21 protein-coding genes and 1 pseudogene are annotated in these 22,114 nt (G+C 45.6%); 14 read left to right on the top strand and 8 right to left on the bottom strand.

Annotation, left to right across the window (positions count from 1 at the left end):
• Positions 1 to 191: 191 nt before the first annotated feature.
• A pseudogene (locus AAX10_RS05995) lies at positions 192 to 467 on the top strand (HU family DNA-binding protein); the annotation flags it as partial.
• Between the two features lie 172 nt (positions 468 to 639).
• Positions 640 to 2,469: a SurA N-terminal domain-containing protein gene (locus AAX10_RS05990; RefSeq protein ID WP_046700131.1), complete on the top strand. Its 1,830-nt coding sequence runs from the start codon at positions 640 to 642 to the stop codon at positions 2,467 to 2,469.
• Positions 2,470 to 2,541: 72 nt separating this feature from the next.
• Here AAX10_RS05990 and AAX10_RS05985 read toward each other — a convergent pair whose 3' ends face one another.
• From AAX10_RS05985 to AAX10_RS05975, 3 genes are all read right to left on the bottom strand, one after another.
• Complete coding sequence (locus tag AAX10_RS05985; RefSeq protein ID WP_036366284.1) at positions 2,542 to 3,750, bottom strand: alpha-hydroxy acid oxidase; 1,209 nt, start codon at positions 3,748 to 3,750, stop codon at positions 2,542 to 2,544.
• 366 nt (positions 3,751 to 4,116) lie between these two features.
• Entirely contained in the window at positions 4,117 to 5,868 is a 1,752-nt protein-coding gene (locus tag AAX10_RS05980; protein WP_046700129.1) for an L-lactate permease, read from the bottom strand.
• Between the two features lie 245 nt (positions 5,869 to 6,113).
• The gene (locus AAX10_RS05975; protein ID WP_158580328.1) at positions 6,114 to 6,500 is read right to left on the bottom strand and encodes a thioredoxin domain-containing protein; all 387 of its coding nucleotides are present in this window, start codon (positions 6,498 to 6,500) and stop codon (positions 6,114 to 6,116) included.
• Positions 6,501 to 6,568: 68 nt separating this feature from the next.
• Here AAX10_RS05975 and mtgA point away from each other — a divergent pair, with 68 nt between their 5' ends.
• The 6 genes from mtgA (at position 6,569) to thiI (AAX10_RS10320) (ending at position 11,463) form a co-directional block, all read left to right on the top strand.
• Positions 6,569 to 7,243 (top strand): monofunctional biosynthetic peptidoglycan transglycosylase, encoded by a 675-nt coding sequence (mtgA, locus tag AAX10_RS05970; protein WP_046698318.1) that lies wholly within the window; start codon positions 6,569 to 6,571, stop codon positions 7,241 to 7,243.
• A gap of 225 nt (positions 7,244 to 7,468) precedes the next feature.
• Positions 7,469 to 9,547 (top strand): polyphosphate kinase 1, encoded by a 2,079-nt coding sequence (gene ppk1, locus AAX10_RS05965; RefSeq protein WP_420812469.1) that lies wholly within the window; start codon positions 7,469 to 7,471, stop codon positions 9,545 to 9,547.
• Entirely contained in the window at positions 9,547 to 10,002 is a 456-nt protein-coding gene (locus AAX10_RS05960; RefSeq protein ID WP_046700128.1) for a YchJ family protein, read from the top strand. Before ppk1 ends, AAX10_RS05960 begins: the two co-directional genes overlap by 1 nt.
• 78 nt (positions 10,003 to 10,080) lie before the next feature.
• The gene (locus tag AAX10_RS10325; protein ID WP_226997748.1) at positions 10,081 to 10,248 is read left to right on the top strand and encodes a hypothetical protein; all 168 of its coding nucleotides are present in this window, start codon (positions 10,081 to 10,083) and stop codon (positions 10,246 to 10,248) included.
• Positions 10,229 to 11,170 (top strand): tRNA uracil 4-sulfurtransferase ThiI, encoded by a 942-nt coding sequence (gene thiI / locus AAX10_RS05955; protein ID WP_226997747.1) that lies wholly within the window; start codon positions 10,229 to 10,231, stop codon positions 11,168 to 11,170. The genes AAX10_RS10325 and thiI (AAX10_RS05955) overlap by 20 nt, the downstream gene beginning before the upstream one ends.
• Positions 11,167 to 11,463, top strand: a complete 297-nt coding sequence (thiI, locus tag AAX10_RS10320; protein WP_226997746.1) for a thiazole biosynthesis protein — start codon at positions 11,167 to 11,169, stop codon at positions 11,461 to 11,463. The genes thiI (AAX10_RS05955) and thiI (AAX10_RS10320) overlap by 4 nt, the downstream gene beginning before the upstream one ends.
• Positions 11,464 to 11,550: 87 nt before the next feature.
• Here the strand turns inward: thiI (AAX10_RS10320) and AAX10_RS05950 are convergent, their stop codons facing one another.
• The 5 genes from AAX10_RS05950 to ychF all read right to left on the bottom strand — a co-directional run bounded on the left by AAX10_RS05950 (position 11,551) and on the right by ychF (position 15,858).
• The gene (locus AAX10_RS05950) at positions 11,551 to 12,399 is read right to left on the bottom strand and encodes an exodeoxyribonuclease III (RefSeq protein WP_046700126.1); all 849 of its coding nucleotides are present in this window, start codon (positions 12,397 to 12,399) and stop codon (positions 11,551 to 11,553) included.
• A gap of 92 nt (positions 12,400 to 12,491) precedes the next feature.
• Positions 12,492 to 13,160, bottom strand: a complete 669-nt coding sequence (locus AAX10_RS05945; RefSeq protein WP_046700125.1) for a hypothetical protein — start codon at positions 13,158 to 13,160, stop codon at positions 12,492 to 12,494.
• 14 nt (positions 13,161 to 13,174) lie between these two features.
• Positions 13,175 to 13,894: a TetR family transcriptional regulator gene (locus AAX10_RS05940; protein WP_046700124.1), complete on the bottom strand. Its 720-nt coding sequence runs from the start codon at positions 13,892 to 13,894 to the stop codon at positions 13,175 to 13,177.
• A 192-nt stretch (positions 13,895 to 14,086) separates the two neighbouring features.
• Entirely contained in the window at positions 14,087 to 14,608 is a 522-nt protein-coding gene (locus AAX10_RS05935; RefSeq protein ID WP_217429454.1) for a hypothetical protein, read from the bottom strand.
• A gap of 158 nt (positions 14,609 to 14,766) precedes the next feature.
• Positions 14,767 to 15,858: a redox-regulated ATPase YchF gene (gene ychF, locus AAX10_RS05930; protein WP_036366421.1), complete on the bottom strand. Its 1,092-nt coding sequence runs from the start codon at positions 15,856 to 15,858 to the stop codon at positions 14,767 to 14,769.
• Positions 15,859 to 16,120: 262 nt separating this feature from the next.
• Here ychF and ndk point away from each other — a divergent pair, with 262 nt between their 5' ends.
• From ndk to hisS, 6 genes are all read left to right on the top strand, one after another.
• Complete coding sequence (gene ndk / locus AAX10_RS05925) at positions 16,121 to 16,552, top strand: nucleoside-diphosphate kinase (RefSeq protein ID WP_036366306.1); 432 nt, start codon at positions 16,121 to 16,123, stop codon at positions 16,550 to 16,552.
• A gap of 173 nt (positions 16,553 to 16,725) precedes the next feature.
• The gene (rlmN, locus tag AAX10_RS05920; protein WP_046700122.1) at positions 16,726 to 17,907 is read left to right on the top strand and encodes a dual-specificity RNA methyltransferase RlmN; all 1,182 of its coding nucleotides are present in this window, start codon (positions 16,726 to 16,728) and stop codon (positions 17,905 to 17,907) included.
• Positions 17,908 to 17,994: 87 nt separating this feature from the next.
• Positions 17,995 to 18,657, top strand: a complete 663-nt coding sequence (locus AAX10_RS05915) for a tetratricopeptide repeat protein (protein WP_158580326.1) — start codon at positions 17,995 to 17,997, stop codon at positions 18,655 to 18,657.
• Positions 18,658 to 18,669: 12 nt separating this feature from the next.
• Positions 18,670 to 19,797, top strand: coding sequence for a flavodoxin-dependent (E)-4-hydroxy-3-methylbut-2-enyl-diphosphate synthase (gene ispG / locus AAX10_RS05910; protein ID WP_046696410.1), 1,128 nt, complete (start codon positions 18,670 to 18,672; stop codon positions 19,795 to 19,797).
• Positions 19,797 to 20,786 (top strand): membrane protein, encoded by a 990-nt coding sequence (locus AAX10_RS05905; protein WP_046700120.1) that lies wholly within the window; start codon positions 19,797 to 19,799, stop codon positions 20,784 to 20,786. The genes ispG and AAX10_RS05905 overlap by 1 nt, the downstream gene beginning before the upstream one ends.
• Before the next feature lie 55 nt (positions 20,787 to 20,841).
• Positions 20,842 to 22,107 carry a histidine--tRNA ligase gene (gene hisS, locus AAX10_RS05900; RefSeq protein WP_046700119.1) on the top strand — a complete coding sequence of 422 codons (1,266 nt, stop codon included), beginning with the start codon at positions 20,842 to 20,844 and terminating at the stop codon, positions 22,105 to 22,107.
• Positions 22,108 to 22,114: the final 7 nt, after the last annotated feature.

Genomic DNA, 22,114 nt, shown 5'->3' with positions numbered 1-22,114 from the left:
TACGTGCATTGCCTGTAATTTGTAAGGTTTTATTCGATTTTTTACAAAAAATTTGTAAATTTTACAAGATTTTTGTATTTATCCACTTGTAAATGCTTAATGATAATCATACAATGCACACAAAGACAGGTGATTAGACTTGTCTAGGCTTTTAATTAAGTTTTTAATTAACTCAAAAACATGAGGAACATCACATGAATAAGTCAGAATTGGTAGACGCGATCGCAAGCGAAGCAGGTCTCACAAAAGACCAAGCTACTAAAGCGCTAAATGCATTCACTTCAAGCGTACAGGGCGCTCTAGAGCGTGGTGATGACGTTGTGCTAGTTGGTTTTGGCACTTTTAGCGTAAAAGAACGCGCAGCACGTACCGGTCGCAACCCAAAAACTGGCGAGCCACTAGAAATCGCTGCAAGCAAAGTGCCTGGCTTCAAAGCTGGTAAAGGCCTAAAAGACGCGGTAAACTAATCCTATAATTTACGTATTAACTTTGGATTAGACCACACCCTTTATGCAATGTTCATGAAGGGTGTTTTTTTTATCCAAAAAAATCCAAAATATTGTAAAAAATTTTGTGTATTTTTAAGATTTAGCGTATTATAGTAAGGTTTTAGTTTTGATTTAAAAGAAGTGAAGTTTTATGGATAAGTTGCGCGATTTTTTACAGAGTTGGCCTGGTCGCATTACCTTAGGTTTGATCATGGTGCCGATGGCTTTCTTAGGCGTGCAGGGCATTGGTGGCGGCTCGATGAGCGGCAATGATCTGATTAAGGCTGGAGATAGCACCATTGACTTGAGTGTGTATCAATCAGAGCTGAATCGTTATCGTACCCAGCTCCTTCAGAATAATGACGCCAGCTTGATCAATGAAGGTGCGATGGCAGATGAGGTACTAGAGAGTCTAATTAATCGCGCGCTACTTCAAAATCAAGCCCATGTGCTTGGCATGACGGTCTCAGATGATGAGATCACTCGTCTGATCGCTCAAGATGAAGCTTTTCATCAAAATGGAGAGTTCTCTAACGAGGTGTTTGCCAGTTTCTTACAGCACAACAATCTAACAAAAGATGAACTGTTCGCCAGATTTCGCACCGAGCTTAGCGTGCGTCAGCTGACGGCCAGTATCTTAGGTACGGCGATCTATCCAGCAGCGCAAGTCAGCCGACTGCTTGATCTACAGCTTGAAGCCCGTGAAGTATGGGTTCATCGCCTAAAATGGCAGGACTATGCTGGCGCAGTTAGCGTATCACAAGCAGAGATCGATGAATACTATAATGCCAATAAAGATGCACTGATTCGACCGCAGACGGTGGATTTGGCATATATTGAATTGACGCCGTTAGATGTCAAGGTGGAAGCACTAACCGAAGATGAGATCAATGCGCAGTTTAACAGATACTTGCAGAAGAACGGTCTTAGTGATGGCCGTGAATTGGCTCAAATTCTGGTGGCAGACGTCGATAAAGCCAACGAGGTGAAAGCCAAACTAGATAATGGTGAATCATTCGAGGCATTGGCCAAGCAATATTCTGAAGATCCAAGTGGTGCTGAAGGTGGTAATATCGGTAAGTACAACCCTTCGGTATTTGGTAATGATGCTGGCGTGGTGAATGCGGAGCTTGCCAACCTAAAAGCAGGCGAAGTAAGTCAGCCTGTGAAGACCAGCTTTGGTTATCAGATCTTTAAGGTGACCAAGGCGGGCGATCTTAGTGCCAGTGATGTACGTGACGAACTGATTCAATCTGCGATCGATGAGAAGCGCCAAGCGGCTTATAACGATCTTATCGCTAAGATCAATACGATGGCGGTTGATGGCATGGGGATTGCAGACATTGCTGCTGAAGTGAATCTTCCTGCCAAGTCGATCAAGTCGTACCAAAAAGAGAACAACATCACAGAGCTGTCTCAGCCTGCGGTTGTGGCGGCGGCGTTTGATGATTTTGCCATCCAAGATCAATCAGTCAGCCCGAACATAATACTTGGAGATAAAACGGTATGGGTGCAGCCAACCAACTATCAAGAAGCCAAAAGCTTAACGTTGGCTGAAGCGACAGAAGAGATCAAGGCGCGCATCACCAAACAAAAAGCGACCAAGCTAGCATTGCAGACAGCAACTCAGATCGCTGACGATGCCAAGATCAATGGTGGACGGTCACTGATGACGTCAAATGCTAATTTTGGCATCACCACACGTCAAAATCCGCAATTAAGCAGTCAAGAGCGTTCAAGTTTATTCCTGCATAAGTCAGGCGTTAATGACATTTGGGCAGTTGAGACTGATGCAGGGGCAAGCGTGATCGTGGGCGGTCCTGTGGCTGAACAAGCCACAGCCCAGATCTCACCTGTCGAGCGTGCTCAGGCTGCGATGATGATTCGTGATAATATTGGTCAAGACCAGTTGTCCGATTATCTACAGTATCTAAAAGACACCACAGAGCTGACAGTGAATCGTGATGCATTAGGTCGCTAACTGCCGAACAATAAAAAAACCACGTGATGATTAACGTGGTTTTTTTATTGTTTACAAGGTTTGTTTGCTTATTTACCAACGAATTGGCGTAACGTGTGGGTTGCTGGCTTTGAGATTCTCGTAAGTGCCTTTGACAAAGATGTCTTCATTGACGGTGCTAATGTTGGTATGACCGCAGAACGCCATCGTGATGTCGCACTCTTTGTAGATAATCTCTAAGGCACGGCGAACGCCATCTTCGCCATACGCCCCCAGACCATATAGGAATGAACGACCTATCATCGTGCCTTTTGCTCCTAGTGCGATGGCTTTTAGCACATCTTGACCTGAGCGGATACCGCTGTCTAGCCAGATTTCGCATTTTGAGTTTTCTGCTTGTACCGCTTGTACGCAGTCGGCAAGACTGGCGATAGAGCTTGGAGCTCCGTCTAACTGACGACCGCCGTGGTTGGAGATGACCATGGCGTCCGCCCCTGATTTGGCAGCCAAAATAGCGTCCTCAGGCTCCATGATACCTTTGATGATGAGCGGGCCGCCCCACAGCTCTTTGATGCGAGCGACATCGTCCCAATTAAGGCTTGGGTCAAACTGCTCTGCCGTCCAAGACGATAAGCTAGACAAATCACCCACCCCTTCGGCATGACCGACAATGTTGCGAAAAGTGTGACGTTTGGTGCCAAGCATATTAAAGCACCATTCGGGCTTGGTCATCAGATTGATGATGTTTTTTAGGGTAGGCTTAGGCGGTGCAGACAGACCGTTCTTGATGTCTTTGTGGCGTTGTCCTAGTACCTGTAAGTCGGCCGTTAGGATAAGGGCAGAGCATTTGGCTTCTTTGGCACGACGAATCAGGTTTTCCATGAATTTTTTATCACGCATGACATACAACTGAAACCAAAACGGCTTGGTGGTGTTCTCCGCGACATCTTCAATGGAGCAAATACTCATCGTTGAGAGCGAGAAAGGTATGCCGAATTTCTCGGCAGCACGGGCGGCGTGAATCTCACCGTCTGCCCACATCATGCCTGTAAAGCCCGTTGGGGCGATTGCCACTGGCATATGCACCTCTTGCCCAATCATCTTGGTCGCCAGCGTGCGACCTTCCATGTCCACGAGCACACGCTGACGCAGCTTGATGCGATCAAAGTCGGTCTCGTTGTTGCGATAGGTGGTCTGTGTCCAAGAGCCACTGTCCACATAGTCATAAAACATTCTTGGTACTTTGCGTTCAGCGACGCGTCTGAGATCTTCAATTTCGGTAATTTTACTTAAATCTGCCATAAGATGACCTTATTTTGGTTGAATGAATCGATGCCAGTTCTTTTGGTAACGAGCCGTCGATGACGAACTGGGCGAATGTTAGCACACCCCAAGCACAGAACTGGCCTAGGACATGAACAATAAAAGTGCCAATCCCAGTATTTTTAAATCATGGGCATGGCTGGTTGGCTGTCATGCACTTGAATGACCGACTTTGGTTGGTCATGATGGTTTATTGTAACAAATGTCTGCCTAATCGTCTTAAAAATTACAAAACTTTTAGGCACATCAATCTGACCCAAACCAATCAATACCTTGAAAGACCGCCAGATTGACGAACAAAACAGGACAAAACAAGCCAGCAGGCTGTTTTGTCCGTCAAGGTTATCAAGCACGAGCAGATGTTTTTACCATCACGCCAAAGAATACGAGAGGCCAGATGATCGCCCCAACCCACCATAAAGGGTTGACAACGATTGCCATGCCGACAAGACCAGCTTGGGCGGCATAATAAATCATGGCAACCAAGGTCTTACGAATGATGAGACCTTCACGGTTGACCATGCCCACCACCGCACAAGCAGCGACGACATTATGCACGCTGATCATGTTGCCAGATGCACCGCCCACCGCTTGTAGAGCGACGACTTTGGCAGCTTCGATGGCGTTCAAGTCAATCTGAGTGGCAGTGCTCCATTGAAAGTGAGCAAACATCATGTTTGAGACAGTGTTGGAGCCGGCAATGAATGCCCCCAAAGCCCCAATCCAAGGCGACACGAGTGGCCACATATTTGCAAATACATCAGCAGCACCTGCCGCCAGTACTCTTGGCATGGCGATTATCGGCTCGGCGACATCGGCAGGCGTGCCTGAATTGATGAACACCTGCACCATCGGAATGGAGAACAGCAGGGCAGGTGCAGCGGCAAGCATCGTTTTGCCAGACGCTGCCCAGCTTTTTTTGACCTCATTGCCCTTCATGCCAAACAAAAATATGCACACAATCGACACCAAGAGGAGCACCGCCGCTGGTGAATATAAAAGCTGTGTTTTGTTGGTGATGGTGGTATCTAGGATATTGCTAAAAGTGATGACGGCATTTTCATTTAGCCATGCTTTTAGGGGTTTGATGGTGCGTGTGGCAATCAAGATGCCAATGACCAGCAGATAAGGCATGAATGCAAGCCATATAGGGTGTTTAGATTTTTCGTTGATGTCAATGTCGGTTGCTGCCATCGTGCCTTTCCAGTCTTCTTCCCAGTGGTCACGGCTGGCAAAGTCGAATGTGTCCTTTGGGGTCAAAAAGCCGTATTTTGCCGCAGGAATGACGATTGTCATGCCTACGATGGAGCCGACCAATGAAGGCAGTTCAGGTCCGATGAATTTGGCGGTCAGATAGTAAGGAATGGTAAAAGCAAGCCCTGCAAAAATGGCGAAAGGTGCTGCTTTTAAACCCTCAACGAACGAACGCTTTTCGCCAAAAAATCGTGTCAAAAATCCGCACAAAATCAGCGGAATCAAGAATCCAACAACAGCATGAATGAAGCCGACATTGGCACCGATTTGTACGATGTAATCACCAAAGGCAATGCCTTGTTCAGCGATGGCAGTACTCACATCATCCTTATTTTCAAGACCAGAATTCACACCAATTAAAATGGGTGTGCCCACCGCTCCATAAGAAACTGGCGTTGACTGAATGATGAGAATCGCCATGACGCACGCCATCGCAGGAAAACCCAACGCCAAGAGCAGCGGAGCACCCACCGCCGATGGCGTACCCCAGCCTGTCGAGCCTTCGATGAGTGAGCCAAAAAGCCACGCCACGATAATCATCTGTACACGGCGGTCAGCAGAGATACCCATGAAGCCTTGACGAATGGCGACAATGGCACCAGAGGTTTTGATGGTGTTTAGCAGCAAAATGGCAGAAAACACGATGAGCAGTACATTGGCAGCAGTCAGCACGCCATGAATGGTGGCGGCTGCGATTTGGTTGCCACTGGTATGCCAAAAAAAGTAAGACAATAAAGCTGTGGCAAGATAAGCGATCGCCATCGCCGTCTTGGCAGGCAGACGCATCACAACGAGTAATATAAAAACAATGAGAATTGGCAATATCGCCAAAAAGGTAAGCATAACAGTGCTCCATGCGACCATAAAGGCACGCCGATTAGTCAGTTCGACTCATAAAATCAGTCCATAAAAGCTTGGGTTTGATTCATTGAGTCGATTTGTGTTGTGTTTAAATCCATGTCAAAAGTAGAGCAACTGCAAAACAGTTGCTCAAATTCATCATTATTGTACTGATTTTTTTGCCAAAAAGGAATAGCTCTCAATTAATTTTTGTCCGTTTATCAAATGACCGCTTTGATTATGACCGTCTAAACAGGCATCGTGCCTTTTGGGTCGGTCAATGTCATGATGTCCATCACACCAAAAGGGTAGCACAGCAGTCGTGCTGGCGTCACCAATATCGGAATCACAACTCCCAAAGTCTCAATCACCAGCTCATCTGCATTCATCACATCTACACGATGAACAAAAGGCAGCGGTCTGATGCGTCCGACTTGACTGAGTAGGGCATACACCTCATCACAAAGGTGACAACCGTCTGTGCCGATCAGATACCAGTCATTGCCCAAATTAATGTTAAAATTGGATAATAATGTCTGATAAAATTCAAAAAATTGTTCATTGCTGAGTGTGTCTAACGCGAAACGGTTTTTTGATAAATCAGTTAACTGATTGATAAATATTGGATTATTCATATCGATAAACATCTAAAATAGTGTAAAATAGGATGATTGTCATTATAACGTAAAATAAGGCTGGTATAGTGCTTAAAAAATTTTTTCGTTGGATTGTTCTTTGTGTTGTTGCTGTCTTTTTGGGGTTTAACTTGATGGTAGCGGCACTTTTGGGCGTGGGCAAATTTACACCAGTGACCGAGTCGGCGTTCATGATGGCGCACAGATTCGGCGGCGGTACGGTCACTCAGACGTGGGTGGATTATGACAATATCGCCAAAAGTGTCAAGCAGGCCGCGATCGTGAGCGAGGATGCCAAATTTACTCAACATCACGGGTTTGACTTTGATAGCATTGAGAGCGCCATTAAGGAAAATGAAGCTGAGGGCGCGATCGCAAGAGGTGGCTCAACCATCAGTCAGCAGCTTGCCAAGAATTTATTTTTGACTTCGCATCGCTCATACATTCGAAAGGGCGAAGAGGCGATCATCGTCCTGATGATGGAAGGAATTTGGGATAAGAAGCGCATCTTAGAGGTGTACTTGAACGTGGTGGAGTTTGGCGATGGGATTTATGGTATTGAGTCAGCGGCACGCCACTATTATGGCAAATCCGCCAAAAATCTCAATCGCGAACAAGCCGCGCTGCTCATCAGCATGCTGCCAAACCCAAAATACTATCAAAAAAATAAAAACGCCAAACGACTTAGAAACAAACAACGAATCATACTGCGTCGCATGAACAGCGCAGTATTGCCAAGCTAGAATGTTAAAAAAGCCAGCAATAAGCCAATATAATCAACAAAATACAAGGAGAATACCGTGACCCAAAGAGCCACCAATTCAAGACCTGCAGCCAAGCGCGCCACTTCAAAAGTGTCAAGCGTGCTGTCCGAAGCGAACAATTTACCAAGCATTGAGCAAGTCGCCATGCAAAGCGTGCTAGGCACGGCACCACCACCAGCAGATCTGCATGAGATTCAGCATATCATGAATGAGGTGGGCGGCTTTACGCCAGAGTGTTACATCAACCGTGATCTATCAACGTTAAGATTTCAGTTGCGTGTGCTTGCTCAGGCGGTGAACCCGCGCAACCCTTTGCTTGAACGGATGTTCTTTTTGACGATTTTTTCGTCTAACATGGATGAGTTCTTTGAGATTCGTGTGGCAGGATTGCTCCAAAAGATGAAAAATGGCGACAAGTCCAGCAGTCTAGACGGTCGTAAGCCATCAGAGCTACTTGCAGAGATCAGTCAGGTGGCGCATCGTGCGGTCGAAGAGCAGTATCGCATCTTGAACGAAGAGATTTTGCCTGAGCTTGCCAAATCTGACATTCGTTATCTCAAGCGTCATGAGCTTACAGATGCCCAAAAGGCATGGATGAGGGGGTATTTTTTTAATCAGGTGCTGCCTGTATTGACACCGATTAGCATTGATCCTGCGCATCCATTTCCACGCCTTGTGAATAAGTCATTAAACTTCATCGTAAGCCTAGAGGGTAAGGATGCCTTTGGGCGTGACATTAATCGTGCCATAGTGCCTGCGCCGCGTTCATTGCCGCGTGTAATTCGCCTGCCCGATGAGCTGACATGTGGCAAGGATCATCATATCATGCTGTCTGCGGTGATTCATGAGCATGTGGGCGAGCTGTTCTTGGGAATGAAGGTCACAGGTTGCCATCAGTTTAGATTAACGCGTAATGCCGACCTTGCGCTGTCCGATGATGTTGAGGATCTGGCTAAGGCACTTGAGGGTGAGCTGGATAATCGCCGCTTTGGTCATAAAGTTCGCCTAGAGGTCACAACAAACTGCCCAAAAGAAACTTACGAGTTCCTACTGCAAGAATTTGAGCTCGACGAGAGTCAGCTGTATCGCGTGAATGGTCCTGTGAATCTGACGCGCATGCTGACGAGCTTTGATAAGCCAGAGCTTAAATTTGCGCCATTTACCCATGCTATCCCTAAGGCATTTCGCGGCATGGAGAGTGTGCGAGTCGCCAAAGAAGGCACGTCGATGTTTGATGTCATCAAAAAAGAAGACGTGCTTGTGCATCATCCTTTCCACGCCTTTACACCGGTGGTGAATCTACTGTGGCAAGCGGCGAATGATCCCGATGTGTTAGCCATCAAGCAGACCATCTATCGATCTGGTACGAATTCTGAAATCGTACAAGCGCTAGCCGCCGCCGCTCGTAATGGCAAAGAGGTCACGGCAGTGATTGAGCTGCGTGCGCGTTTTGATGAAGCGAGCAACATCGCGGTGGCGAACATGCTTCAAGAGGCTGGGGCGGTTGTGGTGTATGGCGTGGTGGGTTATAAGACTCATGCTAAGCTTATGCTCATCGTCCGCCGCGAAAAAGGCAAAATTCGCCGTTATGCACACTTAGGCACGGGTAACTATCACGCGGGTAACGCTAAGGCATATACTGACTATGGTCTATTCACCGCAGATAAGCAGATCTGTGAAGATGTGCACGGCGTATTCGTGCAGCTAACAGGCATGGGTCGTCCGATGCCATCGCATCAGATTCTGCACGCGCCTTTTACTTTGCATGATGGGTTAATGCAGATGATTGATGATGAGATTCATCACGCCAAAAACGGCAAAAAAGCGCGAATCATCATGAAATGTAATGCGGTCACCGAGCGTCGAATCATTGACAAGCTATACGAGGCAAGTCAGGCAGGTGTGCAGATTAATTTGATTGTTCGTTCTATCTGTTGTCTGCGCCCACAAGTAAAGAACCTATCAGAGAACATCCGTGTGCGCTCCATCGTCGGTCGATTCCTAGAACATACGCGCGTGTATTATTTTTATAATGATGGCGATGAGAAGCTGTACTGCTCAAGTGCTGATTTGATGGATCGTAACTTATTGCACCGCGTTGAGACTGCATTTCCTATCTTGGACAAAAAACTATTCAAGCAAATCTATGAAGACGGCTTGATTAATTACCTTCAAGATAACGTTCAGGCTTGGGAGCTTGATGGGCGTGGCGAGTGGAATCAGGTGCATCATAGCCTTGACATTCACGATGCCCAGAGCATCCTACTGGAGAAGATTTGCTGATGCAATGCCCTTGTGGAAGCCCATCCTACCAAGACTGCTGTCAGCTGTTGCATGAAGGTGTGCCTGCTGCTACGGCTGAGGCACTCATGCGTTCACGGTTTAGTGCTTTTTATCTTAAAAATATCGACTATATTGTCGAGACGACCGTGCCAAGTCAGCAGGGTTTATTGGATAAGAATGCGCTACAATCATGGGTGGATGAGATGAATTGGACGCGTCTTGATGTGATTAGCCATGTCGCCAAGATCGGCAAACGCCACGCCCAAGTGCATTTTAGAGCTTATTATGATAACGGGCAGGGCGAATCTTGTCATGACGAGCATTCAAGCTTTGTCAAGGTTGATGGTGTTTGGTGCTTTTTAGATCCTACTGTGGCAAATGCGTTCACTAACAAGCAGCCGTGCTTATGCGGTAGCGGCGATAAATTTAAAGCGTGTTGCGGTAAGTTCTTATGATGTGATTTGTTTGATTTGTCCATGTTTGTATCAAAAAAGGTGTATAATAGGCACCTTTTTTATTTATCCATTAAAATTATGAAATTCGTTGTCAAAGTCTTCCCCGAGATCATCGTGAAAAGCGAATCCATCAAGAAACGCTTTATTAAGGTGCTGTGGGGCACTATCCAAGACGTACTCATGCAGCACGATAAGGCGGTTAAGGTCATCCGTCATTGGAATTTTCTTGAGGTGCGCTCAAGATGAATCAAAGCGCGCCCAACTTCGTGCGGCATTGACTTATATTCCAAGGATTCATCATGTGCTGGAGGTTGGGGATTCACCTTTTACGGACATGCATGATATTTTTGAGCAGACTTTGGCGAGAGTTAAAGACGAGATTGAGGGCAAGAGGTTTTGTGTGCGTGTTAAGCGTCGCAGCAAGCATGATTTTGATTCGATGGATGTCATGCGTTATGTGGGCGGTGGGCTAAATCAGCATATTCCTAGCGTCAAAGTTTGGCTAAAAGACCCTGAGGTCGTCATCAAGATTGAGATTGAGCATGATCGCTTGATGTTCGTGCAGGCGCGTTACGAGAGAATTGGTGGATTCCCGATCAGCACCCAAGAAGATGTGTTGTCTTTGATCTTGGGTGATTTTGATTCTGGCGTGGCAAGCCACATGTTCACACGTCGCGGCAGCCGAGTGCATTATGTGTTCTTTAATCTGGGTAGGCGTGCGCATGAGATTGGCACCAAGCAAATGGCATACCATCTGTGGCAAAAATACGGCAGTTCGCACCGTGTGAAATTTATCACCGTGGATTTTGAACCTGTGGCAGCTAAGATTCTACAGAAGATCGATGATGGTCAAATGGGTGTCGTGCTAAAGCGTATGATGGTGCGTGCTGGCAGTAGCATTGCTAAGGACTATCGCATTGAAGCGATTGTCACGGGTGAGGCGTTGGGGCAGGTTGCCAGTCAGACGCTGACCAACTTACGCGTCATCGATAAGGCAAGCGATACACTCATATTAAGACCGCTCATCACTTATGATAAGAAAAACATTGTCGACATGGCCAGCATTGGTACGGCCGATATTGCCAAATCCATGCCTGAGTTCTGTGGTGTTATCTCAAAAAACCAACGGTTAAGGCCATCGAGCATAAGATTGTCGACACTGAAGTGAATTTTGATTTCGACATTCTACAATGCGCCATTGATACCGCCATATGCATGGATATTCGAGACATAGCAAAAGAAGAACATGATAATCAAACCGTCCAGTCGGTTGATACTGTATCAGCAGATGAGGTTGTCATCGACATTCGCACGCCTGATGAGATCGAGGATTCACCACTGGATATGGAAGCGGATGTGATCGAGATGCCTTTTTGTCGCTTGGGTACGAACTTTAGTGAGCTTGACCAACCAAAAACCCACTTGTTGTATTGTCAGCGCGGTGTGATGAGCGGTTTGTAGGCAATGGCATTAAAGAGTAAGGGTTTTGATAATATTAAGATTTTAAAGCTAAAATAACAAAAAGAGCGTGATGCCCTTTTTGTGTCTTTATACGTCTGTCTTAATGAGATAATCAATAACGACGGGCGCATGATCTGAGAACCAATTATCCTTATAAACCCATGCGCCTACGGTACGCTCTTTCCAGTCGGGCGAGCAGGCTTGATAATCAATACGCCAGCCCACGTTCTTGGCGCGCGCTTGTCCGCGATTTGACCACCAAGAATACACCTCAGATTCCTTGCGGACAACGCGAAACGTATCAACATAACCCAATTCATCATAAATATGATCTAACCATGCGCGTTCATGAGGTAGGCAGCCAGATGCTTTTTGGTTGCCTGACCAGTTTTTGATATCGACGCGCTTATGCACGATGTTGTAGTCGCCGCAGATGATGACGGATTTATCTTCATCGCGCCAGTGTTTTAGGATTTGTTTGTATTCATCTAGGAAGATGTCTTTGCGTGCTTGGGCTTCATCGCCTGATGAGCCAGATGGTAGGTATAGAGATGAGATAAATACAGGCTTATCAAGACCTAAGTCAAACTCTGCGGTGATGAATCGACCCTGACTGTCAGCAAGCTCAAAACCAAGACCACGGCTCAACGACACGATCGGCAAACGACTATAAATCGCTGTGCCTGCATAGCCTGCACGTTCAGCGGGAAATAGATGGGTGTGCCAACCTTCTGGCTTAAATTTATCCGTCCATTGATCATGGTTGATGCGCGTCTCTTGCATGCAGACGACATCCGCTTCAGATTCATTCAGCCAATCAAGCAAACCCTTTTTCTCGGCGGCGCGCAGTCCGTTGACATTAATGGAGATGACGCGCAGTAGGCGTTCATTGGCGTTTAGGGTGTGATGTGATTTTGGTCGGTGTAGATAAGGCATAAAAATAATGATATGGTAAAAAGGTCTATTTTACCATATCATTGATTTGATTGACCTGTTAAAATCAAAAAAACCTAATTACGATAGTATGGTTAGAAATTTTGTGATTCTTTGGTTTTTTGATTCTCGCTATCATTCGAACGTTGTTTATTTCTTTGATCTTTAAATTCGTTGGTCAGATACTCAACCTCGATTGAAAAATCACCTAAATGAAGTAAACTAACGGTAATGGTTTCGTTGTTTGAAGTTGAGAATATGGCAAGTTGATCGCCGACAAACGGTCTTTTTTCTTTAATTAGTTGATGGCCTTTATCTTTGATATATCCAACCACTTTATCAAATGTAGCATACTCCATAGGGTTCTCTTCTTTGATTTTCATATAAACATAAGACAGATTATTGTCTTTATCAAAACCAAATTGGGTGGCATACAACCCTTTTAAATCGAAACTTTTGCCATCAGAGTTGATAATTGATCCGCCTGCATAAGATCTGTTGGGTAGCTCCTCATAATCAAGTAGACTTTTTTTGACAGAATGGGTTGTGGATTCTCTTAATTTAAACTTAAGAACAGATGTTGCTGTTGAATTTGGATTTTCTTCTGGATCTAGATTGTGTTCTTCCTTGTTGGTTTGTGAAGAATTACCCGTTTTAGCTGAGTGCTGAGCAGAATCAGCCTCTGTTTTGCCTTGCGTTTCTTGACAGGCTGTTATTGTAAGTAATGCTCCGCCAAGTAAAACTAAAGTCATAAAGTTTTTCATGTAATATCCTTTGGTTATTCCTCAATCACAGTCTCTTCGCTTGATTTCCAGTTGTAAGCACCGTACATGAGAATCTGCATCTGACGTGTGCAGCGACGGAGCATTTCTTGTTTGTGGTGCTCAACATCAATAGGGTCTTGTTTGTCGGTGATGTCTTCAGCATCTTCATCATCAAGGTTTGGTGTATAAGTCAGCTCTAGCCAGTCGATGATCCAAGAGAATGACAGATTAACACCAATCTCAGCCAATAGGTAGCGGTCTTCGCTGCCAATGTGTTCAAAGGCAGGCTGTAGCGCCAAGTCCTCGCCCATGATCTTGGCGAAGTAGTGAATCTGTAGACTGATCGCGTTACGTACCGCCTCGGAGCCGCCAAAGCGCTCCGATGCGATGAATTGCCAATATCTAGGCTGCGCATCTACGGCCTTGAAAAATAGCTGTACGCTCTTGGCGATTTGACGTTCAAAACTGCGTTTTTTGCCCAGCTGCATGTGCTCGCGTAAGATGGATAGTGCATCACCCAATTCATCTTCAACCAACGCTTTGCCAAGGCATTCCATGTCATCAAAATGACGATAAAAGGCCGTCGGCACAACCCCAACCTCGCGAGTGACTTGGCGCAGACTGATGGAGCTGTATCCTTGCCCGGTCATGCATAGGTCTAGAACAGCATTAAAGAAAGCTTGACGTGTTTGGCGTTTTTTTTGTTCTCGAGTGGTGGTTTTTGTTTCTGTCATGAATCAATCCGATGGGGTCTTTTGCTTAAACGCGCCCATTAAAGCGCATGAAATTGAGTGAATAACTGTGTATTATGAATAAAAATCTAGAAATTTTCAATCAAATTCGTAAAATGTTGCGTTTTTGTTAATATGATTTTTTATATCAAAAAAAAGCCAAGCGTGAACCGCTTGGCTTTGCCACCTTGATGATTAAGACTTGGTGCAATCTAGAAGGGTGGCATTGTTCGCGCCCAGTACTTGGGCTTTGTTGCCATCTAGGATAAGAGTCATTGGCTTGCCATCACCTTCAATACCTTCATCAGTGGTGAAGCGTTTTTTGTCATTTAGGTCTTGGTTTAGATCGTAAGTGATATCATCGGCAGTAAGATGTGCTTCGATCTCGCCTTCGTGATTGTGTACGGCGATATTTATACTCTTGTCGCCGCATTGAAATTTGTCACCATCATGATGATGTGCATGATCGCCATGATCGTGTGCGTGATCATGATTGTGATCGTGCTCTGCATGATCATCATGTTCATGGCTGTGATCGTGATCGTGCGCATGATCGTGATTATGCTGTGTATCGGCTGTATTTTCAGAAATATTTGCTGCTTCGGTAGCGGGGGCGGCCTTAGTGGTTGTGGTCTCGGCAGGTGCTTCGGCTTGTTTTTTATCGCAAGCGGTTAAAGCCAAAGTAGCAACCAGTGAAGTTAGGATGATTTTTTTCATGATAAAACCTTAATTTGATGTGTCAATATGGTGGAATATTTAAATGTTAGATGCGATTATCAAGATATATTATAACAAAATTTACAATCATGACTCAAGCCTTGTAACTTGATAACAAAAAAGCCGATAACTATCGGCTTTTTGAGGTTAATGCCCAATCACACATTAAATCTAAAATGCATCACATCGCCGTCTTGGACGATATAGGTTTTGCCTTCTAGGCGAGACTTACCTGCTGCTGCTGCGCCTTTTTCTCCGCCATGTTCGATGAAATCATCATAAGCGATCACTTCGGCACGGATAAAGCCACGCTCAAAGTCGGTGTGAATAACACCTGCCGCCTCAGGAGCGGTCGCACCCACAGGCACCGTCCACGCGCGCACTTCTTTGACCCCTGCGGTGAAGTAGGTTTGTAGGTTTAGTAGATCATACCCTGCACGAATCACACGGTCAAGCCCTGCTTCACTCATGCCCATGCCTTCTAAAAACTCCGCCTTTTCTTCTTCGTCAAGCTGGGCGATTTCGGCTTCAATTTGGTTGCACAATGCCACGACAATGGCGTTTTCGCTTTGGGCAAATTCACGCACCGCATCTAGGTGGGGGTTATTTTCAAAACCGTCTTCTGCCACGTTGGCGATGTACATGACGGGTTTTAGAGTAATAAGCCCGTAGGATTTGATGAGTTTTTTCTCATCATTGTCAAGATTTGCCATGCGTGCAGGTTTGCCGTCCGCCAAAAATGGCTCAATTTTTTGAAATACCGCCAAAATCGCCTGAGCGTCTTTGTCTCCGCCTTTTGCTTTTTTGGTGGCGTTAGTTATCGCACGTCCTACCGCTTCAAGGTCGGCAAGGGCAAGCTCGGTATTGATGGTCTCAATGTCGGATAGGGGGTTTACTCGTCCGTCCACATGAATGACGTTGTCATCATCAAAACAGCGTACCACATGGGCAATCGCGTCCGTCTCACGGATATTGGCAAGGAATTGATTGCCCATGCCTTCGCCCTTGCTCGCCCCTGCCACAAGCCCTGCGATGTCCACAAATTCCATGCTGGTCGGTAGCACACGTTCAGGCTTGACGATTTCTGCCAATGCCTTTAAGCGTGGGTCTGGCACAGGCACGATGCCCGTGTTTGGGTCTTTGGTACAAAAGGGGAAGTTTTCGGCGGCAATGCCTGCCTTGGTGAGTGCGTTAAATAGGGTGGATTTGCCAACGTTTGGCAAGCCTACGATACCACAGTTAAAGCCCATGAGTTGTCTCGCTGTTAAATTAAAGTTGCTTAAAGCATTAAAAATCATAAACAAACCATTATACCAAAAATTATCATTAAGCTGTGAGATTTTTGGCAAAAAAACGAAATGTGATGGCGTGACTTAGGTGATATTTTTTGATATTTTTGACATAAAAACCACATGACAAATCCCCCAAAAGATTGGTATAATGTGGGTAATTCTGCACGATCTTGTAGAATTTTTTATCCTTTTAAACCCTTTATATTGTTAAGGAAATATCATGGCTATCGAACGTACTCTATCTATCATCAAGCCAGACGCAGTTGGCAAAAACCACATCGGCGACATCATCGCTCGCTTCGAAAAAGCAGGCCTTAAGCCAGTTGCTATCAAATACAAGCACCTAACTCAAGCAGAAGCAGAAGGTTTCTACGCAGAGCACAAAGAGCGTGGCTTCTTCGCTGACCTAGTAGCATTCATGACTTCAGGTCCTGTGGTTGTATCTGTACTAGAAGGCGAGAACGCTGTACTAGCACACCGCGATATCCTAGGCGCAACCAACCCAGCTGAAGCTGCTGCTGGCACCATCCGTGCTGACTTTGCAGTAAGCATCGACGAGAATGCAGCTCACGGTTCTGACTCTACCACTTCAGCTGAGCGTGAAATCGCTTACTTCTTCGGTGCAGACGAAATCTTCCCACGCACTCGTTAATTGATTGCCAGATATTAACATCTGATTAATCGTAAACAGCTTGCTTTTTTAGTGGGCTGTTTTTTATTTTACGCAAAATCAAACAAGCGCGCCAATACCAAAAAATCATGACTTTGAACGAAATTTTTAGTATAATATGATGTTTTTATGTTTATTGTAGCAGTCCGATTGTCATGACAAAAATACCTGTAACCCACACGCCAGAATCCACTGATTCATCCAATAAGGTTAATTTGCTTGGTATGTCCAAGGTGGATTTGGGTGAGTTTTTTGTGTCACTTGGCGAGAAGCCGTTTCGAGCGACGCAGGTGATGAAGTGGATTTATCAGTTTGGCGTGACGGACTTTTTTGAGATGACAAACATCTCAAAAAAACTTCAACAAAAGCTTGATGAAGTCGCCTGTGTACTACCGCCGAAGGTGAAATTTAAGCAGTTTAGCGAAGATGGGACGCGTAAATGGGTCTTTGAGGTGTCGGGTGGTTCGCTTGTCGAGACGGTGCTTATCCCTGCTGAAGATGGCAAGCAGTTTGGGCGTAAGACCTTGTGTATCTCATCTCAGGTTGGCTGTGCGCTGGATTGTTCGTTTTGTAGTACGGGTAAGCAGGGCTTTGAGCGTGACTTGGACGCGAGCGAAATCATCGGGCAGTTATGGGTGGCGAATCAGTCATATATGGAAGATATCGCTCCGACCGAGCGAGAGAATCGCGTGACCAATGTCGTCATGATGGGAATGGGCGAGCCTTTGTTGAACTATGACCCTGTGGTCGCCAGCATGTCTTTGATGCTTGATGATCATGCGTTTGGATTATCAAAACGCCGCGTGACTTTATCAACATCAGGCGTGGTGCCAAAGATGTATGATCTGGCCAAGGACATTGATGTGGCACTTGCCATCAGTCTGCATGCACCAAATGATGAGCTTCGAGATGAGCTGGTACCAATTAACAAAAAATACCCACTGGCAGATCTCATCGCCGCCGCCAAAGCATACGTCTATGAAGAAAATCCACGCCAAAAAAAACACGTCACCATTGAATATGTGATGCTTGCAGGCGTGAATGACAGCGATGAGCACGCGCGTCAGCTTGTGGCACTATTAAAAGATTTGCCAAGTAAGGTGAACCTAATTCCATTCAACCCGTTCCCACATGCGCCTTATGACCGCTCAAGCAATAACCGAATCCATGCGTTTAGCAATATTCTTAATAATGCAGGTTTTGTGTGTACGATTCGTCAGACTCGCGGCGATGACATCGATGCGGCGTGTGGGCAGTTGGTTGGGCAAGTTGCTGATCGCACCCGACGCGCCAAAAAATGGCAAGAAAGCATCCAAAAGCGCCAAGACCACGCTTAATCGTTATATTTGAATAAGTTGGCAAAATTTTTGAGACTTGATAGAATAGGATGTCTGATGGTTTTTAGGTTGAAAGTTTGCCGTACTATGGCGATTGTTAGCATCGCTCTTGTGATGACCGCATGTCAGGGCGTTGATCGTAACATTCATCAGAATAAGACCGAACTTGCTAAGATTCGTACCGCGATGGCAGGGCAATACATCGCGGCAGGTAGGCTAGATGATGCCAAGCGCCAACTTGACATGGCGCTGACAGCTGATGAAGGATTTGCGCCAGCCTATGACATGATGGGTGTGCTGCTTCAGAGTGAAGGCAGTGAGGCGAACCTTGCGCGTGCGGATGGTTATTTTTGTCAAGCGCTTAAGCTTGATAACAATCTGATGCGTGCGCATAACAACTATGCGGTGTATCTGATGCAGGTCGGACATTATGATCAGGCGATTCATCATTTTAAGATTGCATCGACCAACCTAAGCTATGAAGGTCGTGTACAGTCACTGGAGAATCTGGCCACAGCTTATCAGCGCATCGGTCGGCATGATGATGCGATTAGTGCTTATCAACGTGTCATTGATTCAGGCAGTGCTACTGAGCGAAGTTATGTGCAGCTGATCGATCTATATGTGATGCGGTCAAATATGAATGATGCCCGAAATATATATCAAAGAGCCGTAGCTGCCTTCGGTCGATCGTCAGCATTATCAGATAAAGGCACTCAATTACAGATGCCAGATTTACCCAAAAATTAAAAGAGAGTTTCCATGTCACGTCACAGTCCTATCAAGCGCCGTCCCACCAAGAAGATTCACGTTGGTTCTGTGGCGGTGGGCGGCGATGCGCCAATCAGTGTGCAGAGCATGACCAATACCAACACCTGTGATGTTGAGGCGACGGTTGCGCAGATTCAGCGCTGCGTCGATGCGGGTGCTGATTTTATGCGAGTCTCAACCCCGACGATGGAGTCGGTGGCAGCATTCGCCGAGATCAAAAAACGTGTTAGCGTGCCACTGGTGGCGGATATTCATTTTGACTACAAAATTGCTCTGGCAGTGGCAGATGCAGGTGCTGATTGCTTGCGCATCAACCCAGGCAATATCGGCAACGAACAAAAAGTACGTGAAGTCATCGCGGCAGCGCGCCATCATGGCGTGAGCATGCGCATCGGTGTCAATGCCGGTTCTCTTGAAAAGGATCTACAGAAAAAATACGGCGAACCGACAGGCGAGGCAATGCTTGAGTCGGCGCTGCGCCACATTGATATTCTAGACCGCAATAACTTTGATCAATTTAAAATCTCAGTCAAGGCGTCGAACGTATTTTTGACTTTGGATGCTTATCGACTTATCTCGGCGCAGGTGGATAACCCTCTGCATCTTGGTGTGACTGAGGCAGGCGTGTATCGCACGGGTACTGTCAAATCTGCCATTGCCTTGGGTGGGTTATTGCTAGAGGGCATCGGCGACACCATGCGTATCTCACTGGCAAGCCAACCAGAAGAAGAGATCAAAATCGGCTTTGATATTTTGAAATCCCTTAACATCCGTTCAAATGGCGTGAACTTCATCGCTTGCCCTAGTTGCAGCCGCCAAGAATTTGACGTCATTAAAGTCATGAATGAATTGGAATCTCGCTTGGAAGACATCCGTGAGCCTATTGATCTTTCGGTCATTGGCTGCAAGGTTAATGGACCTGGCGAGGCAAAAGAAGTGGACATCGGTGTTGTGGGTGCAAGCCCAAATTCGCTCGTGTATCTGGGTGGTCAAAAAAGCCATCTGATCGATACCAAGACGCTTGCAGATGAAATTGAGCAAATGGTGCGCGCCAAAGCCAAAGAGCTTGCTGAGGCAAGAGCCATTGCCAAGCAAAAAGAGATTATTCGGGTTGGGTGATGAATCATTCTTTACAAACCGATAGATTGGGCTTTGTTGAATTGGCAAAATTAGCTATGCAAATGGTTAATAAACCCATGACTGCATCAGATTTATGGCAATTTGTATTGCAAAATGATTTGCATCACCAACTAAAGACTTTCGATGTTCAGACGCAATCATTTAAGGGTAAAACACCCGAGGCGACATTTAGCGCTGGAATTTGCAAAGCTGGTGATATTTTTGAGGCTGTGCCAAATACCAAACCAAAGCAATACATCTTAAAAAATAGCAATGCCACATTTCAAGAAGTTAATTCTGTAATGTCAAGACCACCTAAAGCAACAAGAAAAAAAGCCGCTTATCATGAAAGGGAGCTGCATGCTTTATTGAGTTATTTTTTAAAAGAAAACGACTATTTCAAAGCATATTCCAAAACCATCTTTCATGAAGAAAGCTCAAAAGGCGTAAGAGGCGAAGATAAATGGCTGTATCCTGATATGGTGGCAGTTAATTTTGAATACGCCAATTATCAAAAGAATAACGTATTAAGTTTTATCAAAAAATTTGATATTTTGCCCGTTAAAATTTTTTCTTTTGAAATTAAAAAAGAACTGAACTTTTCAAATTATAAAGAAAGCTTCTTTCAGGCGGTGAGTAATTCAAGTTGGGCAAATGAAGGTTATTTGGTGGCGCTCGACATCAAGCAAGATGGTCAATTCATCGAAGCTTTACAAAAATTAAGCCAAAGCTTTGGGATTGGTATTATTGAGATGAATTTGAATAATATCGGTCAATCTAAGATTTTATCACCTGCCAAATTCAAAGAAAAAATGGATTATTCGGTGATTGATGAGCTGGCAAGAAAAAGCCCGAACTTTGCCCAATTTCTAAAAACAGTAACGGATTTTGATTTATCGAACTCCAACAGATTTTTGAATGAATTTGATAAGATTTTGTCACATGGCGAATTAGCATCGACCTTGCAGCAGGTATTTTTGACCGAATGATTTGAGCTTTGATTGATTTTAATACATAAACCGGTGATATTAATAAGGAACAAACATGAGTAAAATTACCGCCATTCGCGGATTTAATGATGTGCTACCAAGCGATGCACAAAAATGGCGCAAGCTAGAAGCCATCTTGGGTGATGTGCTTGATGGTTATGGATTTAGCCAAATTCGCCTACCTTTGGTTGAGGAGACTCAATTGTTTGCCCGTGGTGTTGGTGAGGCAACTGACATCGTCGAAAAAGAGATGTTCAGCGTGATTCATGGCGGCAAATCTGAAGGTGAAAGTGCGTCATTTACGCTGCGCCCCGAAGGTACGGCAGGCTGTGTGCGTGCGGTGATTGAGCATAACATGCTTCGTGGCGATGCGCCAAAGCTTTGGTACATTGGACCGATGTTCCGTTATGAACGCCCACAAAAAGGCCGCTATCGTCAATTCCATCAGCTTGGCGCCGAGGTGTTTGGCAATGATCTGCCTGATGGCGAGGTGGAATTGATCGCCATGACTTATCGTTTTTGGCAAAAGCTTGGCGTGTCAGAGCACGTTAAATTGCAATTGAATACCTTAGGTGAGGAAAGCGAACGCTTGGCGTATAAGACGGCGCTGGTTGATTACCTAACGGTGCGCAAAGATGAACTTGATGAAGACAGTCAGCGCCGACTCACCACCAATCCGCTGCGCATCTTGGATTCTAAAGATGAAAAAACCCAATCCATCTTACAAAATGCGCCAAAGCTTGATGATTTCTTGGGCGATGATACCCGAGCGCACTTTGAGCAGGTGAAGATATATTTGACCGCGCTTGGCATTGATTTTGAACTCAATGATAAATTGGTGCGCGGGCTTGATTACTACAATAAGACGGTTTTTGAATGGGTGACGGATAAATTGGGCTCTCAGGCAACCGTATGTGGTGGTGGTCGCTATGATGGATTGGTCGGTGTGCTAAAAGGCAAGCCTGAGCAGTCTGAGCCTGCGGTGGGCTTTGGTATGGGTCTTGAGCGTTTGCTACTATTGATTGAGGCGGTTAATCCTTTTATGCTAGAAGCTGACTGCGATGTGTTTGTGGTAGCGCAGCCCGAGGTGTATAAAGAGGCTTTGCTATTCGCTGAGAGTCTTCGCAATGAACGAAGCGATCTTCGTGTAAAAATGGCAAATGGCTCAAGTCTAAAATCTCAATTCAAAAAAGCAGACAAGTCAGGCGCTAAATACACCGTCGTGCTCGGTCAAGATGAGATTGATCGCGGTGTGATTAGCGTCAAAGACATGACGACTGGCGAGCAGAGCACCCAAGATAGAAACTGGTTTTTAAATTAATTGATTG

The sequence above is a fragment of the Moraxella bovoculi genome (genome assembly GCF_000988745.2).
Classification (GTDB): Bacteria; Pseudomonadota; Gammaproteobacteria; order Pseudomonadales; family Moraxellaceae; genus Moraxella; species Moraxella bovoculi.
Note: the sequence above shows the minus strand (reverse complement) of the source record. Positions and strands in the feature narration are given on the sequence as shown.

Bases quoted from the DNA above. Each gene is read 5' to 3' on its own strand.
- AAX10_RS05990 (WP_046700131.1), top strand. From the start codon at position 640: ATGGATAAGTTGCGCGATTTTTTACAGAGTTGGCCTGGTCGCATTACC.
- AAX10_RS05985 (WP_036366284.1), bottom strand. From the start codon at position 3,750: ATGGCAGATTTAAGTAAAATTACCGAAATTGAAGATCTCAGACGCGTC.
- AAX10_RS05980 (WP_046700129.1), bottom strand. From the start codon at position 5,868: ATGCTTACCTTTTTGGCGATATTGCCAATTCTCATTGTTTTTATATTA.
- AAX10_RS05975 (WP_158580328.1), bottom strand. From the start codon at position 6,500: ATGAATAATCCAATATTTATCAATCAGTTAACTGATTTATCAAAAAAC.
- ppk1 (WP_420812469.1), top strand. From the start codon at position 7,469: ATGAATGAGGTGGGCGGCTTTACGCCAGAGTGTTACATCAACCGTGAT.
- AAX10_RS05960 (WP_046700128.1), top strand. From the start codon at position 9,547: ATGCAATGCCCTTGTGGAAGCCCATCCTACCAAGACTGCTGTCAGCTG.
- AAX10_RS10325 (WP_226997748.1), top strand. From the start codon at position 10,081: ATGAAATTCGTTGTCAAAGTCTTCCCCGAGATCATCGTGAAAAGCGAA.
- AAX10_RS05950 (WP_046700126.1), bottom strand. From the start codon at position 12,399: ATGCCTTATCTACACCGACCAAAATCACATCACACCCTAAACGCCAAT.
- AAX10_RS05945 (WP_046700125.1), bottom strand. From the start codon at position 13,160: ATGAAAAACTTTATGACTTTAGTTTTACTTGGCGGAGCATTACTTACA.
- AAX10_RS05940 (WP_046700124.1), bottom strand. From the start codon at position 13,894: ATGACAGAAACAAAAACCACCACTCGAGAACAAAAAAAACGCCAAACA.
- AAX10_RS05935 (WP_217429454.1), bottom strand. From the start codon at position 14,608: ATGAAAAAAATCATCCTAACTTCACTGGTTGCTACTTTGGCTTTAACC.
- ychF (WP_036366421.1), bottom strand. From the start codon at position 15,858: ATGGGCTTTAACTGTGGTATCGTAGGCTTGCCAAACGTTGGCAAATCC.
- ndk (WP_036366306.1), top strand. From the start codon at position 16,121: ATGGCTATCGAACGTACTCTATCTATCATCAAGCCAGACGCAGTTGGC.
- rlmN (WP_046700122.1), top strand. From the start codon at position 16,726: ATGACAAAAATACCTGTAACCCACACGCCAGAATCCACTGATTCATCC.
- AAX10_RS05915 (WP_158580326.1), top strand. From the start codon at position 17,995: ATGGCGATTGTTAGCATCGCTCTTGTGATGACCGCATGTCAGGGCGTT.
- ispG (WP_046696410.1), top strand. From the start codon at position 18,670: ATGTCACGTCACAGTCCTATCAAGCGCCGTCCCACCAAGAAGATTCAC.
- AAX10_RS05905 (WP_046700120.1), top strand. From the start codon at position 19,797: ATGAATCATTCTTTACAAACCGATAGATTGGGCTTTGTTGAATTGGCA.
- hisS (WP_046700119.1), top strand. From the start codon at position 20,842: ATGAGTAAAATTACCGCCATTCGCGGATTTAATGATGTGCTACCAAGC.